The 14,013-nt window shown below is 36.5% G+C and carries 17 protein-coding genes; 11 read left to right on the forward strand and 6 right to left on the reverse strand.

The genetic code is table 11. The annotated features are described in order from the left end of the window. The first annotated feature begins 58 nt into the window (after positions 1-58). From B0E34_RS18610 to B0E34_RS18625, 4 genes are all read left to right on the forward strand, one after another. Positions 59-763 (forward strand): 3'-5' exonuclease, encoded by a 705-nt coding sequence (locus B0E34_RS18610; RefSeq protein ID WP_087711917.1) that lies wholly within the window; start codon positions 59-61, stop codon positions 761-763. A 3-nt stretch (positions 764-766) separates the two neighbouring features. After that, a complete protein-coding gene (locus B0E34_RS18615; RefSeq protein ID WP_087711919.1) occupies positions 767-1,093 on the forward strand; it encodes an SUF system Fe-S cluster assembly protein in 327 nt (108 codons plus the stop codon). Positions 1,094-1,252: 159 nt separating this feature from the next. Next, positions 1,253-1,642 carry a hypothetical protein gene (locus B0E34_RS18620; protein ID WP_087711921.1) on the forward strand — a complete coding sequence of 130 codons (390 nt, stop codon included), beginning with the start codon at positions 1,253-1,255 and terminating at the stop codon, positions 1,640-1,642. A gap of 12 nt (positions 1,643-1,654) precedes the next feature. Further along, complete coding sequence (locus B0E34_RS18625; protein ID WP_087711923.1) at positions 1,655-2,959, forward strand: C2 family cysteine protease; 1,305 nt, start codon at positions 1,655-1,657, stop codon at positions 2,957-2,959. Between the two features lie 69 nt (positions 2,960-3,028). On the opposite strand, the gene B0E34_RS18630 is transcribed toward B0E34_RS18625, so the two are convergent. The 3 genes from B0E34_RS18630 to B0E34_RS18640 all read right to left on the reverse strand — a co-directional run bounded on the left by B0E34_RS18630 (position 3,029) and on the right by B0E34_RS18640 (position 5,222). Beyond that, positions 3,029-3,865: a sulfurtransferase gene (locus B0E34_RS18630; protein ID WP_087711925.1), complete on the reverse strand. Its 837-nt coding sequence runs from the start codon at positions 3,863-3,865 to the stop codon at positions 3,029-3,031. A 78-nt stretch (positions 3,866-3,943) separates the two neighbouring features. Then, positions 3,944-4,345, reverse strand: a complete 402-nt coding sequence (locus B0E34_RS18635; protein ID WP_076394022.1) for an OsmC family protein — start codon at positions 4,343-4,345, stop codon at positions 3,944-3,946. Between the two features lie 28 nt (positions 4,346-4,373). After that, positions 4,374-5,222, reverse strand: a complete 849-nt coding sequence (locus tag B0E34_RS18640) for a hydroxymethylglutaryl-CoA lyase (RefSeq protein WP_087711927.1) — start codon at positions 5,220-5,222, stop codon at positions 4,374-4,376. Between the two features lie 190 nt (positions 5,223-5,412). Between B0E34_RS18640 and pepT the strand changes: the two genes are divergently transcribed. Continuing rightward, entirely contained in the window at positions 5,413-6,660 is a 1,248-nt protein-coding gene (gene pepT, locus B0E34_RS18645) for a peptidase T (RefSeq protein WP_087711928.1), read from the forward strand. A gap of 405 nt (positions 6,661-7,065) precedes the next feature. Continuing rightward, positions 7,066-7,353, forward strand: a complete 288-nt coding sequence (locus B0E34_RS18650) for a hypothetical protein (RefSeq protein WP_087711930.1) — start codon at positions 7,066-7,068, stop codon at positions 7,351-7,353. A 58-nt stretch (positions 7,354-7,411) separates the two neighbouring features. Here B0E34_RS18650 and thiL read toward each other — a convergent pair whose 3' ends face one another. Both thiL and B0E34_RS18660 read right to left on the reverse strand, forming a co-directional pair. Next, complete coding sequence (gene thiL, locus B0E34_RS18655; protein ID WP_087711932.1) at positions 7,412-8,473, reverse strand: thiamine-phosphate kinase; 1,062 nt, start codon at positions 8,471-8,473, stop codon at positions 7,412-7,414. A gap of 73 nt (positions 8,474-8,546) precedes the next feature. Beyond that, entirely contained in the window at positions 8,547-9,041 is a 495-nt protein-coding gene (locus B0E34_RS18660; RefSeq protein WP_087711934.1) for an acyl-CoA thioesterase, read from the reverse strand. Positions 9,042-9,217: 176 nt separating this feature from the next. Here B0E34_RS18660 and B0E34_RS18665 point away from each other — a divergent pair, with 176 nt between their 5' ends. From B0E34_RS18665 to B0E34_RS18675, 3 genes are all read left to right on the forward strand, one after another. Continuing rightward, positions 9,218-10,420, forward strand: a complete 1,203-nt coding sequence (locus tag B0E34_RS18665; RefSeq protein ID WP_087711936.1) for a BaiN/RdsA family NAD(P)/FAD-dependent oxidoreductase — start codon at positions 9,218-9,220, stop codon at positions 10,418-10,420. Between the two features lie 338 nt (positions 10,421-10,758). After that, positions 10,759-11,397: a DUF2306 domain-containing protein gene (locus B0E34_RS18670; RefSeq protein ID WP_087711938.1), complete on the forward strand. Its 639-nt coding sequence runs from the start codon at positions 10,759-10,761 to the stop codon at positions 11,395-11,397. Continuing rightward, positions 11,394-12,311, forward strand: coding sequence for a YARHG domain-containing protein (locus B0E34_RS18675; protein ID WP_087711940.1), 918 nt, complete (start codon positions 11,394-11,396; stop codon positions 12,309-12,311). The genes B0E34_RS18670 and B0E34_RS18675 overlap by 4 nt, the downstream gene beginning before the upstream one ends. Positions 12,312-12,423: 112 nt before the next feature. Here the strand turns inward: B0E34_RS18675 and B0E34_RS18680 are convergent, their stop codons facing one another. After that, complete coding sequence (locus B0E34_RS18680; protein ID WP_228423105.1) at positions 12,424-12,834, reverse strand: ribosomal maturation YjgA family protein; 411 nt, start codon at positions 12,832-12,834, stop codon at positions 12,424-12,426. Positions 12,835-13,101: 267 nt separating this feature from the next. On the opposite strand from B0E34_RS18680, the gene B0E34_RS18685 reads away from it, so the two are divergent. Together B0E34_RS18685 and B0E34_RS18690 are read left to right on the forward strand one after the other, a co-directional pair. Next, positions 13,102-13,536, forward strand: coding sequence for an energy transducer TonB (locus B0E34_RS18685; RefSeq protein ID WP_087711942.1), 435 nt, complete (start codon positions 13,102-13,104; stop codon positions 13,534-13,536). A gap of 8 nt (positions 13,537-13,544) precedes the next feature. Continuing rightward, complete coding sequence (locus B0E34_RS18690) at positions 13,545-14,009, forward strand: energy transducer TonB family protein (protein WP_087711944.1); 465 nt, start codon at positions 13,545-13,547, stop codon at positions 14,007-14,009. The last annotated feature ends 4 nt before the right edge of the window (positions 14,010-14,013 follow it).

Consider the following 14,013-nt stretch of genomic DNA (forward strand, 5'->3'; position numbering starts at 1 on the left):
CTCACAGGTTTTTGAAGCCTGTGAGGTTTAGTTTCAAACAAATTACGAAGAATAAAAAATGATACAGCATATTCCTTTAGAAAGAGTTTTATTTCTTGATATTGAGACGGTTCCGGGATTTGGATTGTGGGAAGAACTCTCTGAAGCCGAACAGATGCTTTGGGATAAAAAAACGAAATTCCAGAGAAAAGATGAGGTTTCTCCTGAAGAATTTTATGTGGAAAGAGCCGGAATTATGGCAGAATTCGGGAAGATCATCTGCATCACGATCGGAATGATCGAAAAAAACGATACCCTGAAGATCAAAAGTTTTGCGGGTGACGATGAAAAAAAATTACTTCTGGAATTTGGTGAAATTTTTAACAGCCCGAGACTTCGCGACGTCATTTTATGCGCACATAACGGAAAAGAATTCGATTTTCCGTGGATTGCCCGAAGATATTTAATTAATGGAATGATGCCTCCTACTCCGTTTCAGATGTTCGGAAAAAAGCCTTGGGAAATTCCGCATATCGATACGATGGAACTCTGGAAATTCGGGGATTACAAAAGTTTTGTATCGCTGGAATTGCTGGCTCATGTTTTCGGAATTCCCACTCCAAAAGACGATATCGACGGCTCAATGGTTTCATCAATCTACTACATAGAGAAAGACTTGCAAAGAATAGTTGACTATTGTGAAAAAGATGTCTTAACTTTGGCGAATGTTTTCCGGCGCATGCGTCAGGAAGATTTGTTGAAAAGGTACATCAATTTAGATTAAAAAATGAAATTTACAGACGATCAGATTGCTGACATCGGTGAGGAAATCATCGGTGTTTTAAAAACCGTGTATGACCCTGAAATTCCGGTAGATATCTACGAACTTGGGTTGGTTTATGATGTTCAGATCTCCGATGAAGCGGACGTAAAAATTATCATGACATTAACAACGCCTAACTGTCCGGTTGCAGAAACGCTTCCGCAGGAGGTAAAAGATAAGGTTGCAGAAGTGGAAAATGTAAAAAGCGTAGACTTAGAGCTTACCTTTGAACCAAGCTGGAACAAAGATATGATGAGTGAGGAAGCCAAATTTGAGCTTGGAATGCTTTAAAATTTAATTTCTTCAAATCATTTTTTCCATAAAAATAATGAGCTGTTTCATTTTGAAGCAGCTTTTTTTATTTTCCGTTTTTTCCCCATATACATTTCGTGAAATCCCTAACACACAGAATATGAATCTGATATAATTTTGGTTTCAGAAATCAACAGTATGAAAGCCAATACCATCATCGTATCATTCAATAACGGAAGTGTTCCGCCACAGTATGCTTACCGATATCAGATTATATTTTCCGAACAGGACGGAAATGCCGAACTGAAAATCTTCAGAGGTTACGAAACGGATGAAAAAATGATTGTATCTGAGCAAAGAAAATTCAACACAGAAATTTTTCTTCAGCTTCTTTCTTTAATCAGCAAAATAAAAGATTCTGTAAAAGATCCTTCAATGGTGGGAGGAAGCCAGAGAATGATGGAGGTGAATTCAAAAAAAACCGAGATCTATCCTGATGATGATTTCGGAATTTCTCTGTTCAATCGGTTTTTATATCTGTACAATCCCGATTTCATCAACCAAATTAATTCTAACCTTAACCTTTAAAAACCAATTATCATGGACCAAGCACCTAAAGAACTGTTTGTAGGAGTTATTAATCCTTATGCACTAACTGAAGCTATCACCGGAAGAACATTCGACTGGAAAGACGCAAAATCGTACCAGATTCTTGAAGAAACACTGGAAACCAATTACGCAGAACTGTTTGACATTAAATTTAATTCTCCTTTGTATGCCGGACTGCAACTTAACAGCGACAACACTGTAAAAGTTATGAAATCTGATGATATTAAAATAAGAGCTGCAGATAAGCTGGAAACTGTAAATCTTTCGAATATTAAAACACTCAATGATCTTTCAGGTACCGGAATAAAAGACTTGAACAGCATCGCTGTAAAAAATGCCAGATTAGACAAAGGCGATGTAAAAGTGGTACTGAATATCCCAAAGCTGAATAACACCATCAGCAATAAAGTACTCTCCCCTTCTATTAAAAATATCATTTTCGGGATGGGAAATGCAAACGGATGGACTCCTGCAGGAACTTCATGGAGCGACAGAGGAAATTTCTTCAATGACGTAACGGAGTATAATGACCCGATTCAGGGGGCAGTAGCCAACTGTTATTTTATTGCTGCCATTTCTGCTATTGCATGGGCAGATCCTTATACTATTCAGCATAAAGTGAGAGCCACCGGAACGGGAGAAACAGACCGTACCAATGCCATTCAGTTTTTCACGAAAGGCGGAGGAAAAGATGCGGCAACAAGACTTGTGGAAGTTACTGATAATACCATTATTAACTCTTCCAACAACAATCCTGTATATTGCAGAAGCAACGATGCGGGAGAAATCTGGCCGGCTGTTTATGAAAAAGCATTTGCCAAATGGATCACGAATGTAAATGACGATAAACCGGATATTTCTAAAACGGCTTTCGGAGATCCTGCAAAAGCTGTTGCACAACTTACGAACAAAACACCGTATTATTATTACACTTCACCGAGAACTGCGCTTGATCTTTTTGGCGTTGTAAGAGAAAACTCAATGAGCTGCAAGACCATTAATCCGATGGTTGCATGGACGTATGGATCAGGAAAAGATTATACCGGATCTAATATCGTTGGAAATCATGCTTATACGGTTTTAGGATGGTCTACTTTCAATGGAAAGAACTATATTATACTGAGAAATCCGTGGGGAGTTACCGAACCGAATGGTTTGAATTCTTATCAGGGACTTATCAGCTTTTTCGACGGAAGCTTCTGGAGACCGATTAACATGATTGGAAACGACGGCGTTTTCGCACTGGAAATCAATTCCTTTAAAAATTATTTTGAAGCTTTAGCTGTTACGAAATAGAGAAAAATTCACCTTTTTATTAACCAACCCTTCACTTCAGCTTTCACAGATTTCGGTCTGTGGAAGCTTTTATATTTCTGTGGCAATTTCTTTCCCTTCTCTCCTGCTCCATTCGCTCCATGATCCTACATACAGATTCGGGATTTTAAAGCCTGCGTAATCCAAAGCGAGAATGGTATGACAGGCCGTTACTCCGGAACCACAGTGAATGATGAGATTTTCGGGCTTTCCTTCAAGCAATTTTAAATATTTTTCTCTTAAAATTTCTGGTGAAAGGAAGTTTCCGTTTTCATCAAGATTTTCAGAAAAAGGAATATTAATTGCTCCGGGAATATGTCCTGCAACGAGATCAATCGGCTCAGATTCGCCTCTGTAACGGTATGAATCTCTTACATCTATAACCGTCGATGATTGTTTTGTTAATTCATTTTCAACAGTTTCCAGATCTGAGACAGGAAGAAGCCAGCTTTCTTTATGAATCAATTCAGCCTTTTCGAAAGATTCTTCGCCGAAAGAAAATTCAACCCCTTCTTTTTCAGCATTCTGAAATCCGCCATCCAGAACCTGAACGTTTTCAAAACCGAAAGCTTTCAGCATCCACCAAGTTCTTGCAGCAGCGTTTGATCCGTTTTTATCATCGTAAATAACAATATGGTTATTTTCTGAAATTCCAAGATGGGAAAGTGTTTCTGCAAATTTTTTAATTTCCGGAAGTGGGTGTCTTCCTCCAAAAGCAGCGTTCTCACCGATTTCAGCAAGATCTTTATCCAGATCAATAAATCTCGCTCCTTTAATATGTTTATTCAGATAATTTTGATAAACATCTTTTCCTGCTCTTGCATCAAGAATGATAAGATTTTCTGTTGGAAGATTTTTTAGTTCTGAAGGTGAGATGATTGGTAACATTTTTTGCTTGGTTTAAATTAATATTGTAGAAGTTTTCAACAAAAATAAAACCGCAGAAAATTTCTACGGTCTATTATTTTATTGATAAATGAAAATCATTGTCTGTACCAAATCCGGATGAAGGCTTTTCGCAACCGGACAATTATGCGCTGTTTCTTCTATAAAAGCTTTTTCTTTGTCGGAATAAGAATTCGGAAACACAAAATTGCAAACAATTTCGCCGATTCTTCTTGGTTCGCCTTTCATAATCTTTTGAAGATTACAATAAGCACCATCAATGTTAATCTTTTTTTCTTTGCCTAAAATCGCAATGGTTGTAAGTGCACATTCTGCCAGAGAAGTTGCACACAAATCTGTGGGAGAAAATTTTTCACCTTTTCCGTGATTATCTGTCGGCGCATCGCTTTCAATAAGAGTTCCGGATTGTAAATGCTCTGCTGAACATCTCAAATCTCCAATATATGTAATTTTTGAAGTCATACTAATTAATAATAAAAGAAAACTTGTCTCAAAAATGAAAAATATCTTTCGCTTTGTTATAAGAACTTTCGAAGTTCAGCAGATTGAGTTTATGGTCTGCTTTTTCTACGCTCATAAAGTTGATCACCTGTTCGGTCGGCATATTTCCCACCAGATCATCTTTCGCCATCGGACAGCCTCCGATTCCTTTAATGGCACTGTCGAATCTCGTACATCCCTGATCGTAAGCGGCTTTCAGTTTAGCATAAGAATCTTCATAACGGTTATGGAAATGTGCTCCAAAATTAATTTCAGGATATTTTGAAGGAATTTTTCCGAACAAAAGAGAAATGGTTTCCGGCGTTGCCACTCCCGTTGTATCAGAAAGTAAGATCTCTTTAACGCCAATTTCAGAAAATCGCTGAGCCCAGAAATCTACCTCTTCCCACTTCCACATTTCGCCGTAAGGATTTCCAAAAGCCATTGAAAAATAAATGTTTAACTGTCTGTTTTCATTTTTTACCAGTTCCAGCATTTTAATAATCTCCTGAAAAGCTTCTTCCTGATTTTTATTCGTATTTCTATGCTGAAAAGTTTCGGAAATGGAAAACGGAAAGCCGATAATGTCTACCGACTGATGTTTTAATGCTTTTTCAGCTCCTCTGTAATTGGCAACAATCGCAGAAACTTTGGTATTGGATCGGGATTTATCGATGTTTTCCGCCACCTCATCAGAATCTGCCATTTGCGGAATTGCTTTCGGAGAAACAAAACTCAGACAGTCCAGAACATCAAAACCCACATCCATAAGAGAATTGATGTAATCTATTTTTTTATCAGTCGGGATGAATTCTCCCCACCCCTGCATTGCATCACGCGGACATTCTGTAAGAAACATTTTTAACGTTTAGGTTTTCTCAAATATAATAAAACTAAACAAGTTTATCTAAGATTAAAACAAAGCAATCATTACTTTGATTTTCAGCATTTTATATCATATTAATAATCTCAACAGCTTCTATTCGGTCACAAATAAATTATTCTGAGCATCAAATTTGCTAACTTTACAGGAAATTTATACCAATATAATGAGCGCAATAGAATTCAGCCCTTTGTGGAAAGAAAAGCTACTGAACCGTTTTCTTAATTACGTAAAAATCTATTCAACCAGCGACGCAGAAAGCGAAACCACTCCTTCTACAGAAAGACAGTGGAATATCGCCAACTACATCACGGAAGAACTGAAAACGATAGGTCTTGAAAATGTATCGATCGATGAAAATGGTTATATCATGGGATACGTTCCTTCTAATCTTGAGAATAATGACAAACCGACCATCGGATTTATTTCGCATTACGATACTTCACCGGATTTCAGCGGAGAGAATGTAAAACCGCAGGTTTGGGAAAATTATGACGGAGGAGATCTGGTTTTGAATCAGGCAACAGGATTTACTTTATCGCCATCAAAATTTGAAAGTTTAAAAAAATATATCGGTCAGACCTTAATTACCACAGACGGAAATACCCTTCTTGGAGCCGATGATAAAGCAGGTTGTGCAGAAATTGTAACGGCTGCGGAATATTTAATGGCTCATCCGGAAATCAAGCACGGAAGAATCGCGGTTGGATTTACGCCTGATGAAGAAATCGGAAGAGGAGCACATAAGTTTGATGTGGCAAAATTCGGGGCTGAATTTGCCTACACGATGGACGGCGGAGAAGTTGGCGAACTGGAATATGAAAACTTCAACGCGGCTGGAGCAGTGGTAAAAATCCATGGATTGAGCGTTCATCCGGGTTATGCGTACGGAAAAATGATTAACGCCGCTTTACTGGCTTCTGAATTTGCACAAATGCTTCCTGCCAATGAAACCCCTGCAACGACTAAAGGTTTTGACGGTTTTTATCATTTAATGGACTTAAATGCAGATATTTCTGAAGCTAAATTGCAATACATCATTCGTGATCACGATGCTGTTAAATTTGAGGCAAGAAAGAAATTCATGGAAGAAAAAGTAGCTGAGTTTAATAAGAAACACGGTGAAGGAACTGCCGAAATCGAAATTAAAGAGCAGTACAGAAACATGAAGCAGCAGTTTGAAGGAAAAATGCACATCGTAGATCTTGCCGCAGCAGCGATGAAGGAAGCAGGAATCGAACCAAAGATTAAAGCAATCCGCGGAGGAACAGATGGAGCGCAGTTATCTTACATGGGACTTCCTTGTCCGAATATTTTTGCAGGAGGAATCAATTTCCACGGACCGTATGAATATGTTGCACTGGAAAGTATGGAGAAAGCGATGGAAGTGATTCTGAATATTGCGAAGGCTTAAAAATCTTATTTATATAACTAATCCGGCTTTGTTAAGCCGGATTTTTTATAACATCTTTAGCAAATCTTTCCTTACATGCTCCAAATCTTGAAAAATTCTCTCTACCTTCATTTACCAACTAAAATTTCTTTCAACATAAGTATTTTCAAAAATATTCCAGGGAATACTGCCTGCATTTTTTAGAATTATATTGTTCTTTTTATGAACAAAAATTTTTATTAATCCTCCCGCATGATGATAGCCGTTTAAAACAATAGCAGTGGCTTCACAATATTTAAGTCCTCTTCACACTACAAATTTTTTGCATTTAATACTTCTATGATTCCTCATTACTAAATCATTCTGAATTTTTTATACATTATTGGTCTGATTTTTGTTGAAAAAACGAAAAAAACATTCTTATAAATGAAAAAGAGATTATTTTCAGCAGCATTGATTCTTTTATTGGGAATCGGAGTATCTGCACAAAAAACAAATTCTGTAAAGCAAGAGGTAAAAAAAGATGCCAAAAAAGTAGGAACCGCTGTTAAAGACGGCGCCGAATGGACCGGCAAAACCGCAGAAAAAGGTTATGATGCTACCAAAAAAGGCGTTAAAAATGCAGCAAAATGGACAAAAAAAACGGCTAAAAAAGGTGCAGATGCGGTAGACAAATCCTACCAGAATGTAAAAGCAGACATTAAGAAAGATTAATTACTAAGAAAACCACCGCTATTGCAGTGGTTTTTTAATATCTAAACAGTAAAATTATCTATCCTTGCTGATTTCCCAGAAAAGCGTCCCAACCCTGCGCTGTTAAAGCAACCAGTTGATTAGAACCTCTCGCCACCATAAAATTTCCGTCTTCTTTTTCAACGGCATGACCAATGATGGTAAAATCCGGGTGGTTTTTAATTTTATCAAAATCATTTGGCGAAATCGTGAATAATAATTCATAATCCTCTCCTCCGCTTAAAGCAGCCATCACAGGATTTAAATTGAATTCATCCGCTGTTGTAATCGTCAAATTATCCATCGGAATTTTTTCTTCATACAATCTGAATCCTACTTTCGACTGATCTGAAAGGTGAAGAATTTCAGAAGCCAGACCGTCAGAAACATCAATCATAGAAGTTGGCTTGATATCCAGTTGTTCTAAAATCCCTTTTACATCGGTTCTTGCTTCGGGCTTCAACTGTCTTTCCAGAATATAATCGTAGCCTTCCATTTCCGGCTGCATATTCGGATCGGCTAAGAAAACAGCGTGTTCTCTTTCCAGAATCTGAAGTCCCATATAAGCGCCGCCTAAATCTCCGGTTACTACCAAAAGATCGTTTGGTTTTGCCGTACTTCTTTTCACAATATGCTCATCATTCTCCATCCCGATTGCGGTAATACTCATTACCAAACCGGCATTAGAACTCGTTGTATCTCCGCCAATTAAGTCCACTTTGTATCTCGCGCAAGCGGTCTGAATTCCGGAATAGATTTCTTCCAGAGCTTCCACCGGAAAACGGTTGGAAACGGCAAGAGAAACCAAAATCTGAGTGGGCGTTGCATTCATTGCTGCAATATCACTGAGATTTACAACAACCGCTTTATAGCCTAAGTGTTTCAAAGGCACATATCCCAGATTGAAATGAACACCCTCCGCCAAAACATCTGTTGTAAGAACCACTTTCTTATTTCCGGGATTAATTAATGCCGCATCATCTCCCACTCCAAGCTCCGAAGATTCGTTGGATAGAGGAAAATGCTCCGTTAAATGTTTAATTAAACCAAATTCTCCCAGTTTGGAAATTGGCGTTAATTCTGGATCTTTATCTTCAAACATAAATTAAAATATCATTGATGATTAATAACTGATAAATGATGTCTAAAATCAGGCATCATTTATCAATTATCATTTATTTAGTAAATACTGCCGGATCAACATTTTCCGGACGGAAAGGAAGTTTTTTGAAATCTTCTCTTGTTAAAATTACCGTTTCCGGAGATTTATATTTGTTCATGGCTTCCACCACATCATCAGGCGGCGTGGTCATTTTTCTCAGCATCATATCGATCCAGACTCCGGTTGCTTCTGCAGTGGCACAATGTTCTCCGTCGGTTGTGTAAAATTTATGTACAAAACGGTAAATAGAACAGTCTTCTGCACAGCCGTCAATTTCAAGACTTACAATCACCGTCTGGTCTGCAAATATTTCTTTGAAGAAAGAAAATCTTTCGTGCATGATTACCGGACCGATTCCCCATCGGCTCATTTGGGTAACGCCCATTTTTTCCTGCTTCATAAAAGCCATTCTGGTTTGCGCACAATACTGTACGTAAGATGAATTTGCCAGATGTTTGTTGGCATCAAGATCGCTCCAGCGAACTTCGAATGTATGGTAGAATTTCATTTACTTTTTGTTTTAAAATATAAATTGTGTGATTTTTTATCACAAAAATCATTTTTTGTAGTCAATAATTTCACTGTAAAAATGAAAAATTATATTCTTCAAAATTACTCAAATAAGATGGTTTATAAAAATTGTAGTTTTGCAAAAGTAATCTCGAGCATAAGATTAAAAGTATTATGAAACAAATTATCATTATCGGAGGTGGCGCGGCAGGATTTTTCGCAGCATCGAATCTGGACGAAACAAAATATAAAATTACCATTCTCGAGCAGAATTCAGATGTTCTTCAGAAAGTAAAAATTTCGGGAGGAGGACGCTGCAATGTGACTCATGCCTGTTTTGATCCCAGAGAACTGGTACAGTTTTATCCCCGCGGAAACAAGGAATTGTTGAGTGTTTTCACCAAATTTCAGCCGGGAGACACGATGGATTGGTTTGAGCAGAGAAATGTTACGTTAAAAATAGAAAATGATAACCGTGTTTTTCCGGAAAGCAATTCTTCGCAGACGATAATCAATACTTTTCTACATGAAATTCAGCAGAAAAATGTTGAAGTGAAAACCAAATGTTCTGTAAAAGAAATTGAAAAATCAGGCGAAAAATATATTGTTAAGACCAGTTTAGGTGATTTTGAAGCTGATTTTATCATTTATACAACCGGAAGCTCGCCAAAATCTTTGAAAATGATCGAAAATTTGGGTCATAAAATTATTGATCTGGTTCCGTCGCTTTTTACTTTTAACATTAAAGATGATTTGCTGAAAGATTTAGCCGGAACAAGCTTTGAAATGGCAGAAACTTCCATTCCGAAACTGAAAACCGAAGAAAGCGGACCTTTACTGATTACGCATTGGGGACTTTCGGGACCTGCAATTCTGAAAATTTCAGCTTGGGAAGCGATCAATCTGGCGAAAGTAAAATACAATTTTGAAATTGAGATAAATTTTATCTCAAAAGATATTGATGATGCGGAAGAATTATTTCTAAACTTCAAACAATCGAATCCAAAGAAAACCATCGGACAATCAAAGATTTTTGATATCACCAATCGATTCTGGCAGAGAATTCTGGAGGTTTCAAAAGTGGATCTGAATAAACAGGTTGCCCAGATTTCAGGAAAAGAAATGCAGACCATTCTTGAAAATCTATGCAAAAAGAAATTTAATGTCACTGGAAAATCGACTTTCAAAGATGAATTTGTAACGGCGGGAGGCTTTGATTTAAAGGAAATTAACTTTAAAAACATGTCTTCGAAAATTTTGCCTAACTTTTACGTTGCCGGAGAAGTGCTGAATATTGATGCGGTAACCGGCGGATTTAATTTTCAGGCGTGTTGGAGTGAAGCGTGGCTGATTGCGCAGGATTTGAATCTGAAATAATAATTTAAACACAAATTACACGAATTATTTGTGGTCATTTGTGAGAAATTGGTGACATTAGTGTTTAGATTAAAACACGAATTGCACGAATCTTTTTCACTAATAACACAAATTATTTGTGACCATTTATGGAAAATTTGTGACATTAGCATTTAACTTTGAACACAAATTAAGCGGATACTTTCACGAAAAACACAAATTATTTGTGGACATTTGTGAGAAATTGGTGACATTGGTGTTTAGATAAAAACGAATTGCACGAATCTTTTTTCACTAATTACACAAATTATTGTGATCAATTGTGAGAAATTTGTGATATTAGTGTTTAAAAACAAAAAATGCTTTCCGTCAAAAAAAATATTTCGAACACCTTTAAAATCCTTTTGATGATCGGGTTTGGATATTTCTTTTGGCTGATGCTGAAAATTACGCTAGAATATATTCCGTTGCGCTCTGATGTGAGTTTTTTAATGATCAAACAGACGGAAGTTACCAACAGACCGGAATATCTTTATTTTTTTTACACTCACGTATACACAAGCATTTTTGTTTTGCTGAGTGGATTTTTAGCGATTCTCAGAAAAGATTTCGGCATAAAAAATTTCCACAAAAACACCGGAAAAATCTACATTTTTCTGATTTTGCTTTTCGCGGCTCCGTCTGGAATTTACATGGGAATTTTTGCCAACGGCGGAATTTTATCGAAGGTTTCCTTTGTAATTCTAGGCTGTTTGTGGTGGTTTTCCACTTTTAAAGCCTATCAGTTAGCCCGACAGAAAAAATTTAAAGAACATAAACAATGGATGTGGCGTAGTTTTGCGCTGACAATTTCCGCGGTAACATTAAGAATGTGGAAGGTAATTATTGTATATTTATTCCATCCGAATCCAATGGATGTTTATCAGATCATAGCATGGTTGGGCTGGATTCCGAATATCTTATTAATTGAATATTTAATTGCAAAAAAATACATATGAAAATTTTAAAATTATCGTTAATCTCCTTATTCACAATAGGTTTAACCGCCTGTAAAAAGGATGTAAAAACAACAGATCATTCAAAAGACAGTCTTACGGCAAAGAAGGATTCTGTAGTTGTTCCCGAAGTTTACAAAGAATATTACGGAATTTATATGGGCGATTTCGCGGGAAAAGAAATGATTCAGCCGGAGATCGGAGAAGCGTATGAAGGAGAAGTTTATAAAAAAATTGCCCTGAAAATCAACAGGATTACCAAAGACAGTGTATACGGACAAAGTATTGTTGATGGAAATCAAAGACCATTCAGAGGAGTTTTTAACGAAACTTCAAAGTCCTTTATTCTGGATGAACCCGGAAATGATAAGACCGACGGAAGATTCGAGGTAAAATTGAACAACGACAGTCTTACCGGAAGCTGGAATGCCTTTAATAAATCGGCGGTAAAAGCTCCGAACAAGATTTTAAAGCTTGTGAAAAAAGAGTTTGTATACAACCCGAATTTCATGCTGAATGAAAACAATGACCTCATCGATTGGGAAAATCCGAAAGATTTCGTAGAAAAATATACCGACGAAGAAACCGGAAAGACTGAAACCTACACAGAATCTAAGAACAGAATTGCATCAGATGTCGTTTTTAAAATCAATGCATCCAAGCAGAAATTAACGGAAAAAGATCTTAAAAACCTCAGAAAACTGGATATGGAAATCATAAAAAATGCAGTTTTCGCGAGACACGGCTATGCTTTTAGGAAACAGACCTACCGAAATTTCTTTGAGCAGACCGACTGGTACATTCCGGTTTCCAATAATGTAGACAGCGAGCTTTCTCCTCTTGAAAAGGAAAATGTAGCTTTACTGAACCGCTTCATCAAATACGCTGAAGATAAATACGACAGTTTCGGAAGGTAGTTTAAATAATTAAGAGATTTTTCGACAAGTTCATGATGACACGTGTCAATTATTCTGCTGCAATAATAGTTGGTATTAGCGAAATGTTATCCTGAACCCAAAGAAGAACCCATTAATTTAAACCATTCATTTTCTGAAATTTAACAAAAACAAAAAGCAATAAACATCCAACGAAGTAGCACAGAATATCAATCCACGAAAACGAATTTCCGATCACGATATACATCAGGCTTCCTTTCCGGAAGCCTAATTTTTCAGCAATATTGAAATATTGGGCAACTTCTATTAGAAAAGAAAAAATCAGGATACTGAGAATCAATTTTTTATTATCTTCAATTCTGAAAAATGTTTTGATGAAAGTATAGATCAGCATCACAACAATCACATCTCCGAGATACGCTCTCACAAAGAAAATATCTTTGAGTTTGGTGGCGATTAAAACTTCAGTCAGAAATATAAAAACGGTAGCCAGAAAATATGTATAATTAAATGTAACCCGAAATGCCAATCCTTTTTCTTCCACTTGTAGTCCTTTTTATGTATTATGTAGGTTTTATAACCCTTACAAAATTAAAAATAAAGCAGATTGATAACGATAACAAAACTCATTTTCTAAGATTTTTTTCAGGGTTTATCGTGATGGCTCTTCTTGCTTTATTGATTTTACTTATAAAATGGATCATCACACCACATCAACCCAATGATTTTCACTGATCCTTATTAAAAAATCAATTTTCATTCGGCTTTATTTTTGATGCTTTAAAAATATTATTTTTTATAACACAATTATATGAAAAAGCTGATTATTTTTTTAGGCTTATGGTTAAGTTTCTCATTATCTGCGCAGACCAAGCAGTATAATTCCGTAAAAGAACTTCCGGATTACGCTGTTCTAAGGACGAAAATGAAACTTGATGATGTCTACACCAAGGCAGATACTCCGGCAGAATTTCCCGGCGGAATGGAAACGTTCAAAAGGGAATTTTCAGAGAAAATGGATGTTATTGATGTAAAATCTAAAAAAATAAATACCCGGGTTTATTTTATTGTCGAAAAAACAGGCTATGTAAGATATGTAACTGCATTAGGAGACGATCCGAAACACTCCAAAGCCGCAGAAATTGCTGTAAGAAGGCTTTTTGTAAAATGGAAACCTGCAACAATCAAAGGAGAACCGGTAAGATTTCTTTATACTTTTCCGCTTACTTTGAAGAAATTTGATTAAGTTTCAAGATGAAAATTTTCATACAAAATTTCGGATTAAAACGATGGCTGATTTTGTTTCTGATGATTAATTTCGGTGCCCTGCTTTTCGCACAAAGCAGCCATATTCCTGCTCCATCCCAACCAAAAGAAATTGAAAAAATCCCAATTACGACAATATGTTATTATCCTCCGGATCATGAAGCATATTTTCCAAAGGGTACAGAAGCATTTATTAAAAAAGTTGAAAATCTTATTACACTCGAATCCGTCAAAGTAAAAAAACGTGAAAAAACGCTTACTGCAATGCTCAATTTTACCGTTGAAAAGGATGGAAGCCTTATAGAAATTCAAGCTTTAGGATCAAACACCAACTTTAATACTGCTCTGGAAAAAGCCGTAAAACATGTTCACGGAAAATGGATTCCGGCACAACAGAATGGTTATCTCGTAAGAAGTAAGATTCAGATTCCTGTAAGCATAAATCTCAAATAATTTG

This window comes from Chryseobacterium mucoviscidosis (genome assembly GCF_002177115.1).
Classification (GTDB): Bacteria; Bacteroidota; Bacteroidia; order Flavobacteriales; family Weeksellaceae; genus Chryseobacterium; species Chryseobacterium mucoviscidosis.

Coding starts and splice junctions, on each gene's coding strand:
- B0E34_RS18610 (WP_087711917.1), top strand. CDS start 59: ATGATACAGCATATTCCTTTAGAAAGAGTTTTATTTCTTGATATTGAG.
- B0E34_RS18615 (WP_087711919.1), top strand. CDS start 767: ATGAAATTTACAGACGATCAGATTGCTGACATCGGTGAGGAAATCATC.
- B0E34_RS18620 (WP_087711921.1), top strand. CDS start 1,253: ATGAAAGCCAATACCATCATCGTATCATTCAATAACGGAAGTGTTCCG.
- B0E34_RS18625 (WP_087711923.1), top strand. CDS start 1,655: ATGGACCAAGCACCTAAAGAACTGTTTGTAGGAGTTATTAATCCTTAT.
- B0E34_RS18630 (WP_087711925.1), bottom strand. CDS start 3,865: ATGTTACCAATCATCTCACCTTCAGAACTAAAAAATCTTCCAACAGAA.
- B0E34_RS18635 (WP_076394022.1), bottom strand. CDS start 4,345: ATGACTTCAAAAATTACATATATTGGAGATTTGAGATGTTCAGCAGAG.
- B0E34_RS18640 (WP_087711927.1), bottom strand. CDS start 5,222: ATGTTTCTTACAGAATGTCCGCGTGATGCAATGCAGGGGTGGGGAGAA.
- pepT (WP_087711928.1), top strand. CDS start 5,413: ATGAGCGCAATAGAATTCAGCCCTTTGTGGAAAGAAAAGCTACTGAAC.
- B0E34_RS18650 (WP_087711930.1), top strand. CDS start 7,066: ATGAAAAAGAGATTATTTTCAGCAGCATTGATTCTTTTATTGGGAATC.
- thiL (WP_087711932.1), bottom strand. CDS start 8,473: ATGTTTGAAGATAAAGATCCAGAATTAACGCCAATTTCCAAACTGGGA.
- B0E34_RS18660 (WP_087711934.1), bottom strand. CDS start 9,041: ATGAAATTCTACCATACATTCGAAGTTCGCTGGAGCGATCTTGATGCC.
- B0E34_RS18665 (WP_087711936.1), top strand. CDS start 9,218: ATGAAACAAATTATCATTATCGGAGGTGGCGCGGCAGGATTTTTCGCA.
- B0E34_RS18670 (WP_087711938.1), top strand. CDS start 10,759: ATGCTTTCCGTCAAAAAAAATATTTCGAACACCTTTAAAATCCTTTTG.
- B0E34_RS18675 (WP_087711940.1), top strand. CDS start 11,394: ATGAAAATTTTAAAATTATCGTTAATCTCCTTATTCACAATAGGTTTA.
- B0E34_RS18685 (WP_087711942.1), top strand. CDS start 13,102: ATGAAAAAGCTGATTATTTTTTTAGGCTTATGGTTAAGTTTCTCATTA.
- B0E34_RS18690 (WP_087711944.1), top strand. CDS start 13,545: ATGAAAATTTTCATACAAAATTTCGGATTAAAACGATGGCTGATTTTG.